General features: G+C 31.6%; 18 protein-coding genes. 8 read left to right on the top strand and 10 right to left on the bottom strand.

Annotation, left to right across the window (positions count from 1 at the left end; genetic code table 11):
- Nucleotides 1-49 precede the first annotated feature (49 nt).
- Both FOF46_RS16915 and FOF46_RS16910 read right to left on the bottom strand, forming a co-directional pair.
- Nucleotides 50-808, bottom strand: coding sequence for a helix-turn-helix domain-containing protein (locus FOF46_RS16915; RefSeq protein WP_143917272.1), 759 nt, complete (start codon nucleotides 806-808; stop codon nucleotides 50-52).
- A 94-nt stretch (nucleotides 809-902) separates the two neighbouring features.
- A complete protein-coding gene (locus FOF46_RS16910) occupies nucleotides 903-2,177 on the bottom strand; it encodes a metal-dependent hydrolase family protein (protein ID WP_143917271.1) in 1,275 nt (424 codons plus the stop codon).
- A gap of 489 nt (nucleotides 2,178-2,666) precedes the next feature.
- Between FOF46_RS16910 and FOF46_RS16905 the strand changes: the two genes are divergently transcribed.
- Nucleotides 2,667-4,319: a glycosyl hydrolase family 18 protein gene (locus FOF46_RS16905; RefSeq protein WP_143917270.1), complete on the top strand. Its 1,653-nt coding sequence runs from the start codon at nucleotides 2,667-2,669 to the stop codon at nucleotides 4,317-4,319.
- Between the two features lie 292 nt (nucleotides 4,320-4,611).
- Here the strand turns inward: FOF46_RS16905 and FOF46_RS16900 are convergent, their stop codons facing one another.
- The 3 genes from FOF46_RS16900 to FOF46_RS16890 form a co-directional block, all read right to left on the bottom strand.
- Complete coding sequence (locus FOF46_RS16900) at nucleotides 4,612-7,509, bottom strand: DEAD/DEAH box helicase (RefSeq protein ID WP_143917269.1); 2,898 nt, start codon at nucleotides 7,507-7,509, stop codon at nucleotides 4,612-4,614.
- 100 nt (nucleotides 7,510-7,609) lie between these two features.
- Nucleotides 7,610-8,779 (bottom strand): DegT/DnrJ/EryC1/StrS family aminotransferase, encoded by a 1,170-nt coding sequence (locus FOF46_RS16895; protein ID WP_143917268.1) that lies wholly within the window; start codon nucleotides 8,777-8,779, stop codon nucleotides 7,610-7,612.
- 149 nt (nucleotides 8,780-8,928) lie between these two features.
- The gene (locus FOF46_RS16890; protein WP_143917267.1) at nucleotides 8,929-10,734 is read right to left on the bottom strand and encodes a T9SS type A sorting domain-containing protein; all 1,806 of its coding nucleotides are present in this window, start codon (nucleotides 10,732-10,734) and stop codon (nucleotides 8,929-8,931) included.
- A 189-nt stretch (nucleotides 10,735-10,923) separates the two neighbouring features.
- On the opposite strand from FOF46_RS16890, the gene FOF46_RS16885 reads away from it, so the two are divergent.
- Entirely contained in the window at nucleotides 10,924-12,165 is a 1,242-nt protein-coding gene (locus tag FOF46_RS16885) for a 3-deoxy-D-manno-octulosonic acid transferase (RefSeq protein ID WP_244299640.1), read from the top strand.
- Nucleotides 12,166-12,200: 35 nt separating this feature from the next.
- Here FOF46_RS16885 and FOF46_RS16880 read toward each other — a convergent pair whose 3' ends face one another.
- From FOF46_RS16880 to FOF46_RS16865, 4 genes are all read right to left on the bottom strand, one after another.
- Nucleotides 12,201-12,857 carry a DUF2461 domain-containing protein gene (locus FOF46_RS16880; RefSeq protein WP_143917266.1) on the bottom strand — a complete coding sequence of 219 codons (657 nt, stop codon included), beginning with the start codon at nucleotides 12,855-12,857 and terminating at the stop codon, nucleotides 12,201-12,203.
- Between the two features lie 16 nt (nucleotides 12,858-12,873).
- Nucleotides 12,874-13,488 carry a deoxynucleoside kinase gene (locus FOF46_RS16875; RefSeq protein ID WP_109435477.1) on the bottom strand — a complete coding sequence of 205 codons (615 nt, stop codon included), beginning with the start codon at nucleotides 13,486-13,488 and terminating at the stop codon, nucleotides 12,874-12,876.
- 174 nt (nucleotides 13,489-13,662) lie between these two features.
- The gene (locus FOF46_RS16870; RefSeq protein ID WP_109435476.1) at nucleotides 13,663-14,343 is read right to left on the bottom strand and encodes a response regulator transcription factor; all 681 of its coding nucleotides are present in this window, start codon (nucleotides 14,341-14,343) and stop codon (nucleotides 13,663-13,665) included.
- Nucleotides 14,336-15,847: a sensor histidine kinase gene (locus FOF46_RS16865; protein WP_143917265.1), complete on the bottom strand. Its 1,512-nt coding sequence runs from the start codon at nucleotides 15,845-15,847 to the stop codon at nucleotides 14,336-14,338. Before FOF46_RS16865 ends, FOF46_RS16870 begins: the two co-directional genes overlap by 8 nt.
- A 122-nt stretch (nucleotides 15,848-15,969) precedes the next feature.
- Between FOF46_RS16865 and FOF46_RS16860 the strand changes: the two genes are divergently transcribed.
- The 4 genes from FOF46_RS16860 to FOF46_RS16850 all read left to right on the top strand — a co-directional run bounded on the left by FOF46_RS16860 (nucleotide 15,970) and on the right by FOF46_RS16850 (nucleotide 20,227).
- Entirely contained in the window at nucleotides 15,970-16,797 is an 828-nt protein-coding gene (locus FOF46_RS16860; RefSeq protein ID WP_143917264.1) for a GLPGLI family protein, read from the top strand.
- A gap of 120 nt (nucleotides 16,798-16,917) precedes the next feature.
- Nucleotides 16,918-19,203 carry a carboxypeptidase-like regulatory domain-containing protein gene (locus FOF46_RS16855; protein WP_333968567.1) on the top strand — a complete coding sequence of 762 codons (2,286 nt, stop codon included), beginning with the start codon at nucleotides 16,918-16,920 and terminating at the stop codon, nucleotides 19,201-19,203.
- Between the two features lie 52 nt (nucleotides 19,204-19,255).
- Nucleotides 19,256-19,663 carry a hypothetical protein gene (locus FOF46_RS33050; protein ID WP_333968568.1) on the top strand — a complete coding sequence of 136 codons (408 nt, stop codon included), beginning with the start codon at nucleotides 19,256-19,258 and terminating at the stop codon, nucleotides 19,661-19,663.
- A 42-nt stretch (nucleotides 19,664-19,705) separates the two neighbouring features.
- Nucleotides 19,706-20,227: a DUF302 domain-containing protein gene (locus tag FOF46_RS16850; protein WP_109435472.1), complete on the top strand. Its 522-nt coding sequence runs from the start codon at nucleotides 19,706-19,708 to the stop codon at nucleotides 20,225-20,227.
- Between the two features lie 107 nt (nucleotides 20,228-20,334).
- Here FOF46_RS16850 and FOF46_RS16845 read toward each other — a convergent pair whose 3' ends face one another.
- The gene (locus FOF46_RS16845) at nucleotides 20,335-20,676 is read right to left on the bottom strand and encodes a hypothetical protein (RefSeq protein WP_109435471.1); all 342 of its coding nucleotides are present in this window, start codon (nucleotides 20,674-20,676) and stop codon (nucleotides 20,335-20,337) included.
- A 403-nt stretch (nucleotides 20,677-21,079) separates the two neighbouring features.
- Between FOF46_RS16845 and FOF46_RS16840 the strand changes: the two genes are divergently transcribed.
- Together FOF46_RS16840 and FOF46_RS16835 are read left to right on the top strand one after the other, a co-directional pair.
- Nucleotides 21,080-22,264 carry a heparan-alpha-glucosaminide N-acetyltransferase domain-containing protein gene (locus tag FOF46_RS16840; RefSeq protein ID WP_143917263.1) on the top strand — a complete coding sequence of 395 codons (1,185 nt, stop codon included), beginning with the start codon at nucleotides 21,080-21,082 and terminating at the stop codon, nucleotides 22,262-22,264.
- Nucleotides 22,265-22,343: 79 nt separating this feature from the next.
- Nucleotides 22,344-22,766, top strand: a complete 423-nt coding sequence (locus FOF46_RS16835; protein ID WP_143917262.1) for a DoxX family protein — start codon at nucleotides 22,344-22,346, stop codon at nucleotides 22,764-22,766.
- Nucleotides 22,767-22,945: the final 179 nt, after the last annotated feature.

The raw sequence follows: 22,945 nt of genomic DNA, 5'->3' as shown, positions 1-22,945 counted from the left end.
TACATTTCAAACAAAACTATATGCTGTAAATGTTAAAAAATAGAACAAATTAAACATTCAATAAGGAAGCAATTTTTTTTGGAGAAAAATCGGTTGATTTTTTAAACTCTCTTGAGAAATGACTTTGATCTGCATATCCCGTCGAATGTGCTATTTGGGTGAGATTGTTATTTTGGGAAATCATTTGAGAAACAGCAAAATGCATGCGTAATTGCTTTTGATATGCTTTAATATCTACTTTGTAATAGTTTTTAAATGTTCTTCCTAAATGTACAGGGTGTACATTGACTTCTTTGGCTAGCTCCGAAATTTTGAGAGGCTCTAAAAATTGAGTATCAATAATGGTTCGAATATGTTTAACCCATTCGGGAATGCTTTCTTGTATATGTTTTGTATCCGCGATAGGTGATAGGTTAGATTTTAATGCACTCAGGCTTTGTTTTTTATCTTTATCCTGAATAATTCTTAAGAAATATTTCAACAACATATGCTGTTGAATGATATTCCAGTTTTTATAATCAAATTTATAATACTCCCAATCATATATATTTAGTGATAAAATGGTGCAACACTCTGTGAAAATATTACTATGTTCGAGTAGAGCAGGTTTGATCAAAATACTCCCTGGTTTTACGATTCTTGTCCCTTTTTCTGTATGTTCTATTAAACTACCAGACAACATTAGACTTACAGATAGGAAATCGTGATCATGTGGAAGCATGTTATTTTCGAATTTCACGTAATTTTTACGAGTAATTCGTATAGAATTATCTTCGTAATACATAACATCTTGATCTCTTTTTTTCAATTGATTGAATGTTTTGGTAAACTATAAAGAGTACCACTATTGATTGAGGATTAAAGTTAGTGTTATTTTTAAGTTTTATTACCTTATATATTCCTTATTTCTTATATACTTTCCCGTCTTTCATTACAAAAACTATATTTTCCATAGTCTTTATTTTTTGAGTAGGATCATCATTTACGGCTACAATATCAGCCAAAAAACCTGGAGCAATTTGTCCAAGTTGATCATCCATATTCAAAATTTTAGCATTGGTAGTGGTTGCACTTTGTATAACTTCTATAGCTGGCATTCCCGCTTCGACCATATAGCCAAATTCTCTTGAATTTTGTCCGTGCTTATACACTCCGGCATCTGTACCAAATGCAATACCAACACCACGATCATACGCTTTTTTAAACGTATTTTGAATTTTTGGTCCGATTTCTAATGCCTTAGGGACTATAATTTCAGGATAAAATCCTTCTATAGCTGCTTTTTCTGTTACTTCTTTTCCGGCAGTTATTGTAGGCACGAGATATGCATCATGTTGTTTCATGAGATCCATAGTTTTTTCACTCATTAATGTTCCATGTTCAATAGTTTTTACACCGCCAAGAACTGCGCGTCGCATTCCTTCATCTCCATGTGCATGAGCCGCTACATGAAAACCATAATCTTTTGCTGTTTCACATATAGCTTTAATCTCTTCTACAGTAAATTGTGGATTTGAACTGCTTTTTGCTACACTAAGTACTCCTCCCGTAGCAGTAATTTTAATAAGGTCAGCACCATTTTTATAGCGTTGACGTACGGCTTTTTTGGCATCTTCTATACCGTTAACAACTCCTTCCTTTGGTCCAGGGTCGCCTACCAAAGCTTTTTTGCTGCCATTAGTTGGATCACCATGACCACCAGTGCTTGATATTATTTTTCCAGCAGTAAAAACTCTTGGGCCATCAATTTTATTTTGTGCAATCGCTTTTTTTAAAGCAATATTTACACCACTACCACCAAGATCTCTGACTGTAGTGAATCCAGCCATAAGTGTTTTTTTTGCAAGTCCAACAGAATTATATGCAACATCGGCTTCATTATCTGTATATCGCTCAAGGTAAGCTTTTGGGTTTGACTCACTTTCGATATGAACATGCATATCAATCAATCCAGGCATTACCGTTTTATCTTTCAGATCAATAGTGGTGTCATTTTTTTTACCAGCAACATAACCATTTTCAATTTTTAGAATTTTATTTCCAGAAACAACAATAGTTTTTTCAGTCAGTATTTTACCTGTTTTGGTATCTATAAGTTTACCACATTGAATATAGGTGTCTTGAGCAGAGATGGTTAAACATATTAATGTAATAAACAAAGTATAAAAATATTTCATGAGTGAGCTGTATTAAAAGATTGTATGAGTTACTTAATGGGATCAATTTAGTATAATTACTTGTATCCATTAATTGTATTAAGATTTTTTTTAGAATCTAAACGATGAAAATACTGTAATTCAGAATTGTTTCAGCGATTCTCATAATTCCTCATTAATGAAATCAGGGATGGTAGTTATGTTTATTTAGAATTCAAAAGTCAAGATCGATATTTAAAAGAATTCTTAAACTAGTACTTCTAAATTTTGTCGTTAAGCTACAAATTTTAGCCGTTTAGCTAAAAAAAAGGTTATAGTGAGTCTTGCATATTACCTTTATGTGATTTGTACCAGTAAGCAATTATATGATGACCAATATGAATTTAAATATAACAAACTTACTATAGGTTGTTTTTGTTTGAGCCCACTAATGAGGGGATATTAGATCCCATTAATTGAGGTTTGTTATTCTTTTTCCTAATTAATATTAACTCTAAAAACCATATTATTATGAAAAAAATTTATTATCGTTTCCCGCTAATCTTTTTGATGACGTGGATGTTTGTCCAGCCAATCTATGCACAGAAAAGAGTTGGTTACATGCAGAGTTGGAAAGCTCAAATCACTGCTGATCAAGCTTCGAAATTAACACATGTTATTTATTCTTTTGCGACTATTCACCCTGATTTAGATGGTAAGTTAAATGCTATAGATGGTGCTTACCTTAGTACCATGACATCAATAGCTCATGCTCAAGGTGCTAAAGCTATTCTTGCAGTAGGAGGTTGGTTTCCTTGTAGCTATGCGAATCAGTCTGGTCCCTGTGCTGCTGATGCCAATCCAGAAGCATTCAATTCGGTCGCTCAAGGGAACTCAAAAACAAATTTTGTAAACAACCTTTACAATATGGTTGTGCAATACAACATGGATGGCATTGATGTGGATTGGGAATACCCTAGTGCCAGTAGTCAAGGACTGTATGTTGAACTACTGGCGGCACTTAGAGCTAAGATGAATACACACCCAACAAAACAATTAGAACTTTCTACAGCTGTTCCTGCGTCAGCATTTCGTGGTCAACATTTTTCATCCGCTGCTTTTCAATATCTTGATGGTATTCATATTATGGCTTATGATAATAGTCCTCGAATAAATCATTCGACGTATACTTTTGCTGCTGGAGGTATTGATTATTGGCAAAGTCGTGGAGTCACTAACTCTAAACTACAATTAGGTCTTCCTTTTTATGGCTGGAACTCTAGCGGAGCATCAATGGCATACAAAGATATTGTAGCTGCAGATAGCAGTGCTCCAAACAAAGTCTATCCGAACAATAATACTTGTGATCAATCAAACGGTTATGGCTACAATGCAAAGAAGTTGATTGAGGACAAAGTACAATTGACTTTAAATGAGAATATTGGAGGCGTTATGATCTGGGCCGTTGATCAAGATCACGCTAATCCTTCCTATTCTTTGCTTAATACAATTGATGCCAAATTAGACGGGGGAAGTGGCCCTGGTGGACCTGGTGGAGGTGGTTCTTGTACGCAATGGTCAGCTGGTACGCAATATTATGTAGGTGATATCGTAACATATCAAGGTAGTAATTATATCTGTGTAAACGACAATCCAGGTTATGATCCTGTAATTAGTCATTGGTTCTGGGATCCTTCTTCTCAAAATTGTGATGGCGGTTCTGGAGGTGATGGTGGAGCCTGCGCACCTTGGACTGCCGGCACTCAATATTATACAGGTGATATTGTATCCTATGGTGGGTCTAACTATATCTGTGAACATGATAATCCAGGTTATGATCCTGTAATTAGTCATTGGTTCTGGGAACCTACATCTGCTAGTTGTAGCAAAGCTACTCGTTTGAATACTGCCAGTCAAGCAAGCAAAAATATGAATGTACGTATTTATCCAAACCCATTGAGCAATAATGTTCTCAACTTAAGTGTTGAATCAAATAAAACCTCTCAAATTGACGTGAGGATTTTTGATATTCAAGGAAGAATGATCAAGGAAATAGATTTGGGGAAATTAAATATAGGAGGTAGTAATTTTCAGTTGGATGCTTCTGATTTGGGAAAAGGTTCTTATTTAATTTATATTATTTCTGATCAGGCCACAAAAATTAAACGATTTAACGTGATATAATTACCCATAAAATAAAAATAGATTGATATAAAGAAGGTGCCTGAAAAGAGCACCTTCTTTTCTGAAGATTAAAAATGCGAATTTTATCCAAGAGAATTTATGTTAGTCTGATCGGTTTTCTATCGAAAATTATATTGAAGACAAGGAATTTTCTCTTTCAAATAGTCATATCTCTATAGTGAGATTAACACTAAAAAAACAAAAGCTTTTATAATAATTACTTTTGTATAAAAACAATGATAAAAATACATAGTGAATAAACCTTCTCGAATACTTGAAAAATTAGAAGACATTATGTTAATAATTCTTCCAAATCCTGTTCTACATACTGTGGGATGACATTTACATCAATAATTTCATCAGATAAGTCTTTTTTCTTTTCTTGTAATTGTAATATCTTCTCTTCGATGGTATTTTTAGTAATAAATCGAGTAACCATAACATTACTGGTTTGTCCGATTCTATGTGATCTCGCAATGGCTTGTTTTTCTATAAACGGATTCCACCATGGGTCTAATAAAATTACATAAGAAGCTTTTGTAAGATTAAGACCAACTCCACCAGCTTTTAGAGATATAAAAAAGACAGATGTCGATTCGTTTTCCTGAAACTGATTAACAACTTGTTCTCGTTCATCCCCTTTTGTTTGCCCGGTTAAAGTAATGTATGTAATATTTTGAGTATCACACCATTTTGTATATAATTGTAAATGAGATACAAAAGAACTGAAGATCAATACTTTTTTATCTGCTTTAACCAATGTTGTGATATAATTGGTTACATCTTCGAATTTTCCTGATGAGCTATCAGTATCTGAGTTGATTAACTTAGGATGGTTTGCTAATTGTCTTAATTTGTTAAGCGTGTTAAGGATATGAATTTTATTACTGGTTTGACTATCAATTCCTAACAATAGATTTCGTGCTGCAGATTTTTCAGATACATATTGTTTTTCCTGACTAGAGTGCATTTCTGTATATATAATCTGTTCTGTAAGTTCAGGTAAGTCTTTGGCAACTTGTTCTTTGGTACGTCTAAGAATAAAGGGATCAATAAGTGTTTTGAGCTCTTCTATTCTTTCCTGGTTTCTATGTTTTTCAATTGGAATTTTAAAATATTCTTTGAAAAAAGGAAAGCTACCTAATATACCAGGGTTTATAAATTGCATTTGCGACCATAGATCAGATAATGAATTCTCTATTGGAGTACCACTTAAGGATATTTTATGTGCCGAATTAATTTTGTTTATAGCCGAGAATAATTTAGAATCTTTGTTTTTGATTTGTTGACTTTCATCTAAAATGAGGTAGTTGAAATTAATTTTTTCTAAGACACTTATATCTTTGGTTGCGGTAGTATACGTGGTAAGAATAACATCATAACTTTCTAAATAAGGAGCTATTTTTTTTCTATCAGAACCGGTATACTTTATAATACTGAAATGTGGTGCAAATTTTAGAATCTCTTGTGCCCAGTTAAAAATTAAAGAAGAAGGCAATATAATTAAAGCTTTAAGAAAGGTTTTTATTTCTAACGGATTACTAAATAAATCTAGCTTTATCTTTTCTACTTCATTTTCCTGTGGAGTAAGTTGGTCTTTGGTGAAAGCTAAAGTAGCAATAGTTTGTAATGTCTTCCCTAACCCCATATCATCTGCCAGACAAGCCCCTAAGTTATTGCTGTTATGTTGTACCAGCCATTGTACCCCTTTTTCCTGATACGGGCGTAATGTAGCTTTAAGTAATGGTGATTGGGTATATGAAGTTTCTGTTGGATTTTGTATGTCAATTTCTTCTGGAGTTAATACCTCCTGTAGTATCGTATAATTACTCTTGTTAATAATGATTTTTTCTTCTTCTACTTTTCCAAAACTAGCTAACTTTCTATATCGGGTCATCCAAGAATCTGGAATTAGAAAAATAGTATCGTCATCAACAGAAAAAAAACGATTATTCTCTTTGATATGATTTACAAATTTTGAAAACGGAATTTGTAAACCTCCAATAGTGATCACTCCTTTTATGTCAAACCAATCACTTTGTTGTTGATTATCAAACTGAATGGCATGAGGAGCTAAAAGAATATTTTTATTATCAATTTTAGGAATTATAGATTTAAAACCTTCTTCAGAAAGTTGTGACTCATGATTTGTGTACCATTGAAATATAGAAAAAGAATCTTCTGTTGCTGTTTCTAACAGTAAATTATCATTTAAAGACAATCCTTTACTTGTAAGTAAATCAATAATCTTATTTTCTGCACCAGTATCTCTTCTAGTCTGAATAATCTGTAACTCCTCTTCTTTACCAAAATGTACATGAGAAGCAGTGCTCTTTTGGCTATAATGATCAAAAATATCAGTATCATACTCAAAAATAACTTTAGCTACATAATTTCCTTTGATAAAATCTTCAATAATTTCAATAGTATAACCGGTAATGCTATTTTTTATCTGGATATCAAAACCAACAGCAGAGATATCTATATTTTTGATCACCGGAATAATGATTTTTTCTACATACGTTTTAATATGTTTTTGAGCAATGGTAATTACTTCTTTGGTAAAGAAAGGTTTTAGCTTATTCGCATTAATATTATTAATTTGATATACTTTTTTGTTTAAAACAATCCATGCCGGATCATTTAACAGTATGGTTATATCATTTTGCGAAGGAATATATTCTTTCTCGTGATCACTGAGAGAGAAAGAATATTCGATACCATCATTAGTTTTTTTAAAGGTTAATAATGGATCTAACGCAGTATTTGAAAAATGAATTTGAGATACTGAAACAGGATCTTTTCTATCTGCTCGAAAACAAAGGGGGTATTGATTTTCATAAACCAGATTATAAAACAAAGCTAATTTTCTATTGATGAAAGCAACTATAATTTCTTTAGTTTTTTTATCCTTTACTAATTCTGATAGCTTTAATTTTTTTCTACTTTTTTTAGGTTGAAATCTTTGCTCTAGATTTATAGGTTTTAAAAGATTACATATACCTAGTATTTGTTCATGAGGTGATTCATAATAGCTGATATTAAAGCTTTCTAAGGTACTTGGAATCGCCTGTTTTTCTATATAGCCTAAATGGTTTTCTTTTATGGCTACTATATATGCCTCTGGCAGAGGAGGGAGTTCAATATTGGGATAAGAAACAAGGTTGTAACAGATGCAAAAAGAATCCATTTTTTGAGCAGGTTAGGGGAGAAATTCAGTTAATTTATAATGTTATGGTCTAGATAATATTATCTAAACCATAACATATAGTATATATTATGAGTATGATTTATTTTGTTACAAAATCAATAACAGTTTTAGTAATAAAATCTATTTGTTCATTATCTAGTTCTGTATGCATAGGTAAGGAAATAACTTCTGTAACCAGCTGATTCGTAACAGGAAAATCAGCTTCATTATATCGTGAGTCTTGATATGCCTTTTGACTGTGTAATGGGATAGGGTAGTAGACCCCACAAGGAATTGCATTATCATTAAGATGTTTGACTAAAGCATCACGATCAGTATTAATTACTCTAAGGGTATATTGATGAAATACATGACAATTACAAGTATTGCAAATTTTACCTTGGGACACATCACAAGTATTTCCTTTTGCTGATGGGGTTATGATATTTTTAATTCCTTCAAACGCTTTATTATATTTTCTTGCGGCTGTTCTTCTTGCATCATTGTAGCGATCCAAATTAGGTAATTTTGCTCTTAAAACTGCTGCCTGTATAGAGTCTAAACGAGAATTTACACCAACAACATCATGATGATATCGCTTGTACATTCCATGATTTACTACTCCTCGAATAATATGTGCTAGCTCATCATCATTAGTAAAGATCGCACCTCCATCACCATAGCATCCTAAGTTTTTAGAAGGAAAAAAAGAAGTTGACGCTACATGGCCAATAGTCCCTGTTTTTACAGATTTCCCATCTTCAAATGTATAACTTCCGCCAATACCCTGAGCATTATCTTCGATTACGTATAAATTATAGTCTTCTGCAATTGCCATTATTGCATCCATATTGGCTGCTTGACCAAACAGATGCACAGGCACAATAGCTTTGGTCTTTGGTGTAATTGCTTTTTTTATGGCTTCTGGATCAATATTAAAGGAATCAGGCTCTACATCTACTAATACTGGAGTAAGTTGAAGCAATGCGATTACTTCTACAGTTGCGGCAAATGTAAAATCTGCTGTAATCACTTCATCTCCTGGTTGAAGACCAAGTCCCATCATGGCAATCTGCAATGCATCTGTCCCATTTGCACAAGGAATTACATGTTTTACATTTAGATAATCCTCTAGTTCTTTTTGAAAACTATGAACCTCGGGTCCATTAATAAAAGCTGTGGAATGTATAACGTTAAGTACAGATGAATCTACTTGTTCTTGAATTTGCTCATATTGACCCTTAAGATCAACCATTTGTATTTTCTTCATGAATGTGTTTATTGTAACCTCACGAAAGTACAAAATATTGATACGATTGCCAATGTGAACTATAGTTTTGATATATTTTTTATTAACTGCAAATAATAAAGTGAAATGTATCTAGACATACATTTCACTTTACATATATATCAACTCACTTATTCTTTATTAAATTTTATAGTTTTAAAATCATCAACGTTAAGAAGATAAATGCCACTACTTAATGTTTGTAATTGTTCAGAGATATTATATTTTAGACTCTGATTTGTTCTGATTGTAAAGCTTTTAATATCTTTTCCTGTGATATCATATATCTTTACGTTTAGCCAATTATTTAGAGTAGTGTATCCTTTTATAAATAAAACGGCTTGGTCTTTAACCGAGTTTGGTGTAATCTGAATTGATTTCTCTGGTTTTTCTAAAGTATTTTCATTTTCTATAGTAGTTAAATTGTTTTTGATATCTCCCACAACGAATCCCGAAATAATACTTCTTCTAAAATTTCCTTTATTTTCTGAATTTAGAAATAAACTATATACACCTTCTTCCAGATTCCTGGTGTCGAAATAAAAACCATCTTTATCTTTCTCAAATATGATTACTTTAGAATCATTTTGTAAAGGTGTTCCATCAATTTTTGAAGTTTTGGTTATCACAGCTCGTACTTCAGTATTTAGAAGCGACAAAAAATCTTTTTTATCAGAATAAATCTTAACTTTTAATATTTGATGATTCTTTTCTATAATATGTTCTAAAGACATTTTTACTCCGCTATTTTGTTTTACAAAAGCTGCGAATCGAGAGTCACTTTTTAATGTTAAGTCATGTTGTGAAACCGGAATAGTAGTTTTATGACTTTCTGTACTAAAGCTTTTTGATAGATTTAATTTTTTATGATTTTTATCAAAAACCTTAAATTCTGCAGTTGGATTTTCATGAATAACTTCGGTTACTGCATAACTAGAGTTTTTATCTAATACGATGCGATCATATTCATTTTCAGATTGGATAATATAATAATTACTTTCTATCTTAAAATTATTATGGTTGGTATCAGGAGTGATGGTGTTTTTTGGAGCACGATTTTCGATATATGATTTTATATATGACCAACTAAACTGTCCCAGACTAACATCAAGGTGATCAAAAATAGCTCTCGAATCATTTTTTCTAAATACATACTCGGCACCAGGTCTAAGTGTACTCCTGTAAGGAGCCACACCATCATTTATTCCCTGGACTGGAAGCAAAATCCCTCCTGTAAGTAAAAAAGCAGGAGCTGCAATAGTAGACCCTTTATAATAACCTGACGCTCCTAGTACAACAAACTTTTCTGGTTCATTATTGGGATGATTATCTAAAAAAGGTCTTATAACATCTCTACAATAGTATGTTGTTGAGGTTCTGGCGCCTTCATTTAACCCAGTAAGTTTCCAAGCCCAATTTAACCAGGGCATCTGTGAAATATCTGCTAGATATGTACCCCAAAAAGGAGTGCCAAGAGCAAATGCTTGCGCTACTTTGTTCTTTTTTCCATAATGAAACATTGCGGCTTCTGAAGCTTTTCCGCCATTGCTATGCGCTATTAAATATAATTGGTCTACATCGAATTTTTGAGTAACAATATCAATAGACTCGGCTAATAATTTTCCATTAATCCAAATTCCTTCTCCTCGCGTAGTCGCTACAAAAACAGCTTGGTACCCTTCATTGTAAGTTTCTTGATAAAAAGAATTGTCAAATAAGAATTGGGATTGGTTGAGATCAATATATCCATGATTAAATAGAATTACTTTACCATTAAAATTTGGAGGTGTAACTCCATAATGAATTGTGGACTTAAGTAGAGGGCCAATAAAAAAAGAGCTTAGGTTTTCAGGTTTAGGAAGTTGTACCTCGCGGAAGCTTTGAGAGCATAATATAGCACATGAGAATAGCGCAATTAAAGTAGTTTTTAATTTCATAAATATTGAGTTTGTGTGAATATTGATATCAAGTTATTTAATTTTTAAGACAAATAATAGATTATACGTATAATATTTGGGTTTAAATTGTTGATTCTTTAAAATAATCAAGAAGCTTCTTTTGAAATTTTCCATGTTGTTTTACAACAAAGAGCTGTATTTTAGCAATTCATAAAAAAATCATCATTCTTGAGCGTTTTATACAACTTCTTTATTGCGATATTTGAAAATATACTTCCGATTATAGGAATGTTTAGTCCTAAACTAAAATTGTTTGTAGAAGGAAGGAAAAACGTTTTTCAAATAGTAGATGAAAAAATATTCGCCGAGGATCGTGTCCTCTGGTTTCATTGTGCATCTTTAGGTGAATATGAACAAGGAGTGCCTGTGATGGAAGAGTTAAAAAAAGAATATCCAAATCATAAGTTATTGGTTACTTTTTTTTCCCCTTCAGGATATGAAGCTAAGAAAAATAGTACGCTAGCTGATCTCATAGTATACCTTCCGATAGATACCAAGCGCAATGCTCAGAAATTTATAGAAAAGGTACAACCAGAATTAGCAATTTTTGTAAAGTATGAATTTTGGCCTAATTACCTTAAAATGCTACAAACAAAAAATATTCCTGTGGTATTTATATCAACAACATTTAGAGAAGATCACTCTTTCTTTAAGTGGTACGGTGGTTTTATGCGTAAAACACTATTGATGGTGGATCATTTTTTTGTTCAGGATACAGAGTCCAAAAATTTGATCGAAGGGCTTGGTTTTAATAATGTTACATTAAGTGGAGATACACGTTTTGATAGAGTATCACATCAGATAGAGATGGATAATCATGTAGATTTTATTTCAGAATTTATTAATGATCGACTCTGTATTGTAATGGGGAGTTCCTGGCCTCAAGATGAAGAGGTGTTTATAGATTTCGTAAATGAAGCATCAGATAAAATTTGTTTTATTATCGCTCCTCACGAAATTAAAGACAGTAGTGTGAATGGATTGAGAGGGAAAATCAAAAAGAAAACTGTTGTATATTCAGAAAAAGAAGGTATAGATCTAAAAAATCAACAGGTTTTTATTATGAATACAATAGGGTATTTATCAAGAGTATATAGTTATGGAGATATTGCATATGTAGGAGGCGCTATGGGAACTGGAGGATTGCATAATATTCTAGAACCAGCTACTTTTGGAATTCCTATCATAATTGGTAAAAACTTCGAAAAGTTTAGAGAAGCAAAACAATTACAAAAACTAGCCGGACTATTCTCCATTACTAATGCTGTCGAATTTACCAATGTGATTCAGAAACTTGCAGAAGATAAAAAGTTTAGAGAGAAGACAGGAATGATTTCTGGACACTTTATTAATAGCAATACAGGAGCGACAAATATAATTGTCGAATATTTATCTAAGAAAATAGATTAGATTTTTAAGAATTGTTGCTTTTTAATGGGGCTACGTTATACAGTTACCGCCTCATTAAAATATCGTCGAAAAGGAAGCATTTCTTTATAAACTTCTATGACTTTATCCATAAAATCATCGCTAAGAATATCTTTTTTGGTTAAGGGATGAATAACTGCAAAAGTTCGATGACGAAGTAAATCAATATGCTCATGATCTACAGTATAACCTTTTGGAGCTTTTTTTAGTTTATCTTCATCAGGAAGCATTCCGCCAAAAGTACGCTTGAAACTTTTTTTATTTATGATTTTCACTAATTCTTCTCCATTATAATCAATGGCTTCTCGAATACTATTTAAAATCTTATTATCAGGTTTCCAGTACCCACCAGCTAATAAACACTCTGAGATTCCGATATGAACATAAAAATCTCCTTGTTTGGTACGCTGATCGAGTCCTGCCCCAAAATGATCCTTATACACAGGCTTGTTTGGGTGAAAAAGTAAGTTGTTATTGATGCGATTAATCCCTTTTTTTCCTGGAGTTGGAAAGTAGTTAGGGTCAATACCTGCTAATTTCGAATCCAGATCATCTAACCATTGAACAAATGAATTTCGAATGGTTTGATACTGTTTTCTATTAGCATCCATCCATTCTTTATGATTGTTGTTTTGTAAATCTTCAAGGAATTGAAAGAGCAAATTAAAATCCATATCGCTACTCACAAGATTAAAATAATCCGTTTAACTCTGCGTCGATACGATTAATAATACTTCCTAAATCTTCAGGGTTATCTACAAAATTGATATGGTCTACATCAACGATTAAAAGGTTTCCTTTATCATAATCATGCGCCCAGGCTTCATACCTCTCGTTAAGTCTACTTAGATAATCAATACTAATTGTATTTTCATATTCTCGACCACGTTTATGAATTTGGTTTACGAGATTAGGAATACTACTTCTCAAATAAATAAGAAGATCCGGACCTTCAACAACATTTTCCATAAGATCAAAAAGTGACCTGTAATTTTCAAAATCACGATTGGTCATCAATCCCATTGCATGTAAGTTAGGAGCAAAGATATAGGCATCTTCGTATATAGTTCTATCCTGTATAATATCTTTTCCGCTTTCGCGAATATCGAGTATTTGTCTAAAACGACTATTCAGGAAATAAATCTGAAGATTAAAAGACCAACGTTCCATTTTGTTATAGAAATCTTCTAAGTAAGGATTTTCTAATACATCTTCAAAATGGGCTTCCCATTTATAATGTTTAGCAAGTAATCGGGTCAATGTAGTCTTTCCGGCACCGATATTTCCAGCTATAGCTATATGCATATTCGATTATTTTTCTCGGGGTGTTCTTGTAAAAAACGTTGGTTCAAGTTTGGGCGTAAATATAATAGAATTTATGAGGAACATAAAAAGGATGGAAAAGAATTTCAATAAGATTTATGTTTTGAAACCTAGTTAATTACCTAATTGTGGATATAGAATCTAAGAGAATTAGCACTAACAGACGAGTTTATATCCATACCCTCTTACATTAATAATCTGTATAGAATCGTCGTTTTTTAATTTTTTGCGAAGTTTTGTTATAAAGACATCCATACTTCGTCCATTAAAAAAATCATCATCACCCCATAATTTTTTGAGTATCATGGATCTATCCAGTACCTGATTTTTGTTTTTTACCAAATGAAATAACAGATGTGCTTCTCTATGAGTAAGTTGTTGATTTAGTTCTTGATAAGTGAGTGTTTGTTTTGGGAAATCAAATATATAGGCCCCAATAGTAATTATCTCTGCACTTTTCTGTAGAGTGATACGGTGTAATAAATTATTGATTCTCACGATCAATTCTTCCATACTGAATGGTTTTTTAAGATAATCGTTTCCGCCAATAGTAAATCCTTCAACTACATCCTGAGTTTGTGACTTGGCTGTTAGAAATATAATAGGAATTGCATTATCCTCTTGTCTAATTTCTTTGGCTAGTGTAAAGCCATCTTTTTTGGGCATCATCACATCCAATACCAATAGTTTAGGAGCTTTTGTTTTGTAGAGAGTGTATGCTTCTTCGCCATTTTGGGCAAGATATACTTTGAAATTTCTAGTTTCTAGACTCTCTTTGATGATTTGACCTAAAGAAGGTTCATCTTCTGCAATTAATATTTTGATGATCTCAGCCATTAGGTAATATGATTTTGAAATTTGTTACTCCTTTATCTAAAGATAACTGTATGGTTCCGCCATGTTTTTCGATAATGGTTTTGGTATAGAATAATCCAATTCCAAAACCCTTAACATCATGAGTGTTTCCTTTAGGTACACGATAAAACTTTTCAAATATTTTCTCTTTATGTGCCTTAGTAAGTCCTTTTCCATTGTCTTCAATTTCTATCAAAATAGAAGAAACTATTGCGTTAATATTTACCTTAATCAAATTCCCTCCATATTTGATGGCGTTGTCAATTACATTATTAATAGCATTCTCAAAATGAAATACATCAATTTTTAATCGTATATCTTTTTGTGTACTGTTGAAGATGATTTTTTTTTCTGGTGAATTTACCTGATGTTTATCTGTAATCGTTTGGATATAATCTGTGAGATATATTTCTTCTGTGTTTAATTGTAGTTTATCACTGTCTAAAGTGGCAGTTTCAAGGATTTTTTCTACCATTATATTAAGCTTGCTCAATTGATTTGAGGATATCGTTGCATATTTTTTAGTCTTTTCTGGATCGTTTTCCTGATTAAAGTTTTGAATGCCTTCAATTGCAGCGCTTATGGTAGCAATGGGTGTCTTAAATTCGTGTGTGATATTACTAATTAGATCATTTTTTAGTTCTGCTAATTGCTTTTGGTGATTAATGATTCTTAGTAAAAAAAGCAGGCATCCAACTACAATACCCATTAATAAAAAAGATAAAAGAATACCTAACAGATTTTTTTTAAAAATAGTTAGTTTTTCATTAGTGAAGAATAATTCTAGAGAGCTTACTTTAGGGAGATATATGGATTCTGAAGAAGTGCTTAAGACAGCAGTATCTACAATTTTATTTTTAGTTTTTGTTTCCTTACCAAATGGGTCAATATATTTTAAACCGTAATCTACAGTAATGTTTTTTCTAAGAAATTCTTGTTGTATTAAAGTATCTATTTTTGGAAGTCTAAGAGAATCCTGAGTAATTGAAATCACAATTTTAGATGTTAATTGTTCGAATATCTCTTTTTGGTGTATACTGTCGTGTTTTCGTAATAGAGTCAATTTTGCTCTGTCAGATGAATTATTATTTGCTGTAATAAATAAGCGCTTAGGAGGGTTGGATATATTTTCTTTTGATAAACTTCTAATTATTGATATATCAGCCGTATCAATACTATCAGAAAAATTATAAGTTTTAAAATCAATACAATCAGAGTCCATATCTCGCATAAGATTTCTAAAATTCTCTTTTCTTAAAAATTTTCTAAGATTAGCAGAGTCTGAAGCAAAGCGTATTGTGTTTTCTTCTGCGAGTTCAGTGTAATATTGGTTTACTGCATTGTCCAAACTGATTTGTACTTCATTAATCAGTTGTTGTTTTCCAGATTCATAGTTTTTTAAATTCCAGTATATCTGAATATCAAGTGTAATAACAATTACAGCAATGATAAGATATAGTATATTCTTATAACTTTTTCTTCGCATAATTCAAAAGTAAGACTCTTATCTTATATAAAACGAATCGGTTAACACACGTTAACACTGGTTAACTGTTCTATTAATGTTTGGTTTACATATTTGTACAGTAATAATCAAAAACAATAGTTATGGTACGAATTTTAATATTGATATTCCTTTTTGTATTTGAAAGTTTGTTTGCTCAGGATTTTCAAGGTATAGCAACGTATAAGACAAATCGCAAGGTAGATCTTAATATGGATGATTCCAGAATGAATGCAGATATGCAAAAACAACTTCAGGAAATGCTCAAAAAACAATTTCAGAGAGAATATACTTTAAACTTTAATGGTACAGAATCTGTCTACAAAGAACTTCAAAGCTTAGAGGGGCCAAAACCTGCTAGCGGTGTACGAGTTATGATAGCGGGATCTGGGCCTTCTAATGTTTTATATAAAAATAGTAAAGAAGGAAGATATGTAAGTAAACAAGATATGATGGGTAAATTATTTCTGATAAAAGATAATCTAGAAGAGCTAGATTGGATATTAGAAGATGAAACCAAAACTATCGGAGCTTATACCTGTTATAAAGCAACTGCAAAACGTATGGGGCAACGTTTGAGAAATATAAGAATTGCTACTGATAATAATGAGGAGAATACTGATGAATCCGAAGAAGAAGAGATTACAATTACTGCATGGTATACTCCAGAAATCCCTGTATCTAATGGTCCAGGAAATTATTGGGGATTGCCAGGTTTGATATTAGAAGTTGGTGATGGTGATGAAAATATATTATGCTCTAAAATTGTTCTCAATCCCAAAAAGAAAATAGAAATCAATGCACCGGTCAAAGGCAAAGTAGTTTCTGAACAAGAATTTGAAGAAATTATGGAGAAAAAAATGGAAGAAATGAGGGATCGTATGTCAAGAAGAGGTGATGGAGACGGTTTGAGAATTCGAATTGGAGGATAAGAATTTTAGGTAAAGCAATAATCTGATGAGCATATACATTAGATTATTGTTTTACAATAGGAACTCACAATGTCACGACTATGATTTCTGCACATAGAAACGGATAAAATCAATCATAGAATGAGTAAAAAAATACAAGTACTGGTATTCCTTTTCGGAATAGCACAGGTAGTTAATGCCCAAAAAAGTCAGATTATAGGATTTGTAAAAGATTCAATTGGCAATTCAATAGAAATGGCAAATGTAATTGCATATAAAAAATCTGATAATACAATGGTTGGATATGGGATTACTAACGCAGAAGGAAAGTATAAAATTTCGGTACCGCAAAATAATGTTTACCTTCTTAAGGTTAGTTTTATTGGGCTTTCTACAGAAGTGAAGTCAATTGAGGTAAACGCTAATAATGTTACTGTGGATTTTGAGATGAAATCTCAGGAAAATAATTTGGATGAAGTAGAGATTGTATATGAAATACCTGTGGTTGTTAAAGGAGATACATTGGTTTATAATACAGATTCTTTTGTAAATGGAACAGAAAAAAAGTTGGGTGATGTTTTAGAAAAACTTCCAGGTGTCGATGTGAATGAAAATGGTGAAATTGAAATAGAAGGAAAAAGGGTCTCAAAAGTGATGGTAGAAGGAAAAGATTTTTTTGATGGAGATTCAAAATTGGCAACCAAGAACATTCCTGCTGATGCATTGGATAAGGTAGAAGTGCTTCGTAATTATGAAGATGTAGGACAGATGAGAGGTCTTCGCAATTCACAAGATCAGATAGCAATTAATATTAAGCTTAAGGAAGGAAAAAAGAATTTCTGGTTTGGTGACATTACTGCAGGATCCGGAGTTGGAGAAACAGAACGTTATATCATTAAACCCAAACTGTTTTATTATAGCCCGTCATATAGTTTAAATATTATTACTGATTTGAATGATATCGGTGAAGTTCCGTTTACAAGAAGAGATTATTTTAATTTTACAGGAGGATTTAGAAATTTGGGAAGAGGAGGAACGTCATTCACAATTTCTACAGATGATCTTGCTTTTGCAACACTACAGAATAATCGTGCAAATGAAATAGATACCAAATTTGGAGCTGCTAATTTTAGTGTTGTTGCCAACAAAAAATTAGACCTTAGCGGTTATGGTATTGTAAGTAATACCGAAACAGATTTAATTACGAATACACGCAGAGTTTATATTGATGATACTCCAGACGCTTCAGATAATACTGTTGAAGAAACTTCAGAAAATACACAGCAAAAAAGCACTTTAGGATTACTAAAATTAAGCGCGAGTTATAGGCCCAATACCAATTTTAGATTAGATTATGATATTCTTGGAAAAGGTTCCAGGCAACAAGAAAATGATATTTTCCTTTCTAGAAGATCAACCATTTCTGAAGATATAAATGAAAGGCTCGAAAATACTCCATTTTCTATACAACAGAATACAAATGCATATTATACGCTTAACGCTAAAAATATATTTTCTCTTGAAGCACAGCATCTTTTTCAAGAAGAGGATCCCTTTTATAATGCGATTCGAACAGAAATTCCGTTTAGAGGTATTTTTACTCAAATTAATGATCCCTTAGATCCTGCCTCGGATATCTTTGATCCTTTAGAAGAATCAGATCAGTATAATATCAATCAGGAAAAAAACACGAAAACCAGCAAATTAGATGCAAAACTGGACTATTATTATGTGTTGAATAAAAAGAGTAATCTCAATTTTACCTTAGGAACTATACAGAGTGCACAAAACTTTAATTCTAATATTTTTCAAACTCTTAATAATGATAGACGTAATGATTTTGAAACCGAAGAATTTGGTAATCGAGTGAAGTATAATTTTAGTGATGTTTTTGCAAGTATGCATTATAAATTTATTACCGGTATTTTTACAATTAACCCTGGTGTCAGTCTTCATAATTATGACTTAAGAGACCGACAATTAGGAGCTGTTATTCACCAAAATGAGTGGAAGATACTACCAGATTTCTTTGTTTTGGCTCAGTTAAAAAGTAGTGAAAGTTTTAGGTTGAATTATTCGATAACAGCAGAATATACAGATGTCAATAGATTGGCAAGGGGATATATATTTAATAATTATAACTCCTTAATACAAGGAAACCGTAATTTAGAAAATGCTTTGTATGATAATTTTTCTCTAAATTATTTTAGCTTCAATATGTTTAATTATACCAATGTTTTTGCTAGAATCAGTTATACTAACCGACGTAATCCAATTAAAAACACAAGTGTTATTAATGGAATTAATAGAGTGAATACTTCTGCGAATTCTAATTTGGCTGATCAGGTATTTTCTGCTAATGGAAGGTTTAGTAGAACATTTGGTAAAATGAAAGGGGAATTAGATGTAAAATATAAACTGGTCTAGCTTTAATAATATTATAAACACCCAACCTAGCGAAAGTATAAGTCTTACCCAAATGTATAGGACAGAATGGTCAACTAATTTTAAGAAAGGACCAAATTTTGATATAGGGTATAGTCTTACAATAAACGACTATGATAATAATGGAGCAGAAACGACATTTTATACCAATCAACCCTTTGTTCGTTTAGACTGGTCATTTGCCAAAAGTTTTTTGATAAAATCTTCATATAATTATTATAATTATAAGGATACCCAAACTACACTTAATGAATATAGTTTTTGGGATATTGATATGTTGTATCAGCAATCCGATAGTAAATGGGAATATAAATTTTCTGTAACTAATGCATTAGGTACAAAAAGTATTAATAGGGATAGTTTTAACGAATTGTATAATAGTACCTCTAGCTATGTTGTTCAACCTAGATACTGGATATTAAGTATAAAATATAATTTGTAATTATCGTATAGGTTATTACGACCAATAAAAAAACAAACCACCATGACCATTTATAAAATATTTGGATTTCTTTTGATAGTATTAACAATTACTTCTTGTAATCAAAGTCAAAATGATACGTCTAAGGACAAAGAACAGAATCCTAAACAAGAAATGGAAATAGATAAAGCGCAAGGTGTAATTACAAAAGTAAGCTCTCAAAATTTTGAAGATACATATAATACATTAGTAGAAATTATTACTAATAATCCAAACCTTAAGATTGTAGCTCAATTGGATCATCAAGCAAATGCAGCATCTGTTGGTTTAGAGTTAAACCCTACGCGAGTGATTATGTTTGGTAACCCTAAGTTAGGTACTCCATTGATGCAAAACTCGCAAATCACAGGGTTGGACCTTCCACAAAAAGTACTGGTATGGCAAGATGATGAAGGAGTTGTAAAGGTCTCTTATAATGATCCGGAGTTTTTAAGGCTTCGTCACGATATTAATGGAAATGAAAATATATTACAAACAATTACGAAAGCTTTGGATAATATTTCAAAAGGAGCTGCGGCTTTGTAGTATAAGATAATAACAATTTAGTTGAGTTAGCCTATATTTTACTGATGTTATTATCAGGTTTTAAGTATCCTCTTGAAAAAGCTAATATTTTAGCTTTTTCAAGAGGATTAATTTTGAATCTTCACTTTGATAGGTCCTCCACTAGATACATAACTACCCCCTATTTCATCAATATTAATATTTAGTTCCTTGTCCGTATTGATATCTGTCAAATCTACTTTGAGTTTATCATAAGTGTCAATGCTTTTGATGTTTACATCAATTTCATCTGTATTACTTAAACGAACAGTGATAGTGCCGTCGTCATTAATTGGTAAAATACCATATTTTGACTCAGAGCTATTATTGGCATGAGCTTTTGGAATGATATCCATATCTCTAACTACTATAATAACTAGGCAAATAGCAATTATACTCATTATAAATTTTGTATAAGAATCAGTTTTCATACTATGTTGTTTTTATTTATAAAAATGCACCAATAAAGATGCCAAAATAGAAAAACATATTAGGTTTGATTTTATTAATTAGTTATTATTCTTCAAATGTTGATATTTGATTTTGAGAACCCTATCAGTATAGCGTGACATTATCAATTAATAATTCTGAAAATTCTTCCTTGTCAGAATGTTTTTAATATAATATACATCAATAAGTTTTTGAAGTATATCCGAATTCTTTGAAATTCAATTTTTTAGGATATTCAAATTTTTTAATCCTGTTAGATTTGTATGATTTGGTACATAAAATAGCAGAAATAGACTATAAATTAAATGGTTTACTTCTTTTTTTAAGTAATATTAACATTCAAAACCCGTTTTGAGGGAAACAAACTAACCAAACATTTCAATCATGACTAAACAAAGTAGTCGGTTGCATTTTCTTGATGCAATACGAGCATTCGCTATTATTATGATGCTTCAAGGGCATTTTGTACATACTCTTTTAGGAGATACATATCGAGATAGAAACAATTTAATATATTCAATTTGGGAATACTTTAGAGGAATGACCGCTCCTACATTCTTTACCATTACAGGTTTTATTTTTACGTATTTATTACTCAAACAAAACTTAACCGGATTAGAAAACCCTAGGGTGTTAAAAGGAATAAAACGGGCAATTAAAGTGATTTTTTGGGGATATTTATTACGCCTGAGTTTTTATGCGATCTTTAAAGGAACGGTAAACCCTTCATTTTTCTTTGTTGATGTATTGCAGTGTATGGGAACGTCTTTGTTGCTGTTGATAGGAATGTATCTTTTATTATATCGAACAAATACTGCTTGGTTTCAAAATACTGTATTAGGTATGGGAATCATTATCTTTCTATTGCAACCAATATATGGAAGTTGTATTTTAGAATTTTTACCAAAAACTGTAGCAAATTATTTTACGAGTAAAAATGGATCAGTTTTTACATTGTTCCCATGGTTTGGTTATGTATGTTTTGGTAGTTTTATAGCTAGTCTTTTTCTTAAGTATGGAAAGCATAAAGTATTTTATCCATTTGCCATTACGTTACTTTTTTCTTTAGGAGCAATATTAGTTTTTTATTCTTCAAGCATATTAATGTTGTTTTATGACTTGAGTGGTATTACTGTATTTAAATCTGTCGCATATAATAATTTTTTATTTATTAGATTGGGTAATGTGTGTATGCTTTTCTCTGTATTTATTCTTATGAGAAATTATTTTACAGGTAAAATAATGACCAAAATAGGAGGTAGAACACTCTCTATCTATATTATTCACTTTTTTGTGCTTTATGGAAGCTGGTTTGGGTTAGGGCTTAACAGTTTCTTTTACCGCACATTAACTCCACTACAGGCTTTTATAGGTGTATTATTATTTGTTTTTGGTATTTGCGCATTGGTTTTGTATTATTATAAATATGAAGAACAATTAAAGCTTCGTTTGCATTATATAGTAGATTTAATTACCAAAAAAGTAATAATGTCTCTACCAGAAATACTTCTTTTACTTAAAAATGATATTATTCGTCTTTACAGAAGTATTCGATATGCGAGGCGTTAGTGTTGTTTGATTTTATTACTTTTTTTTATTAGGTTATAAATCAGTATCTTATAGAGGTGTAATCAATATATGTATTATTATGCCAACAATAAAATCATTAAATAAATGGGCTAATGCACATACGTATTACCCATTAGATTTATTAAGAGTTGCTCTTGGGGTATTTTTATTCATAAAAGGAATAAATTTTATTAGCAATAGCCAAATTCTTGTTGACCTTATCAAACCTGTTCAGAATCTTGCAGGTTCTATGATTATTATTCATTATGTTGCTCCCGCTCATTTAATAGGAGGGATACTTATCGCATTCGGTTTACTCACTAGGTGGTCGGTAATGGCTCAACTTCCTTTACTTTTTGGAGCCGTTATTATTAATTTCATAGGAGAAATGAATACAGCAAATTTAATTATTGCCAGTACAATTTTACTGTTATGTGTATTTTTTCTGTTCTATGGATCCGGTAAACATTCTGTAGATTATTATTTAAAAATGGAGCAGTAGTGTATATAAAAAGGCTACTCATTACGAGTAGCCTTTTTATATATGTTTGTCTTGTCCTAAAATAAGTTGACACAAAATTGACTTATTTATGAAACATTCAGAACAACCAAGGAAGAAGCGTACACAACGAGATTACAATTTAGGCTTTAAATTGGCAATAGTTGCCCAAGTTGAAAAAG

The organism is Aquimarina algiphila (assembly GCF_007489275.1).
Lineage (GTDB): Bacteria > Bacteroidota > Bacteroidia > Flavobacteriales > Flavobacteriaceae > Aquimarina > Aquimarina algiphila.
The sequence above is the reverse complement of the archived record's forward strand: the minus strand, read 5'-3'. Positions and strand labels throughout refer to the sequence as shown.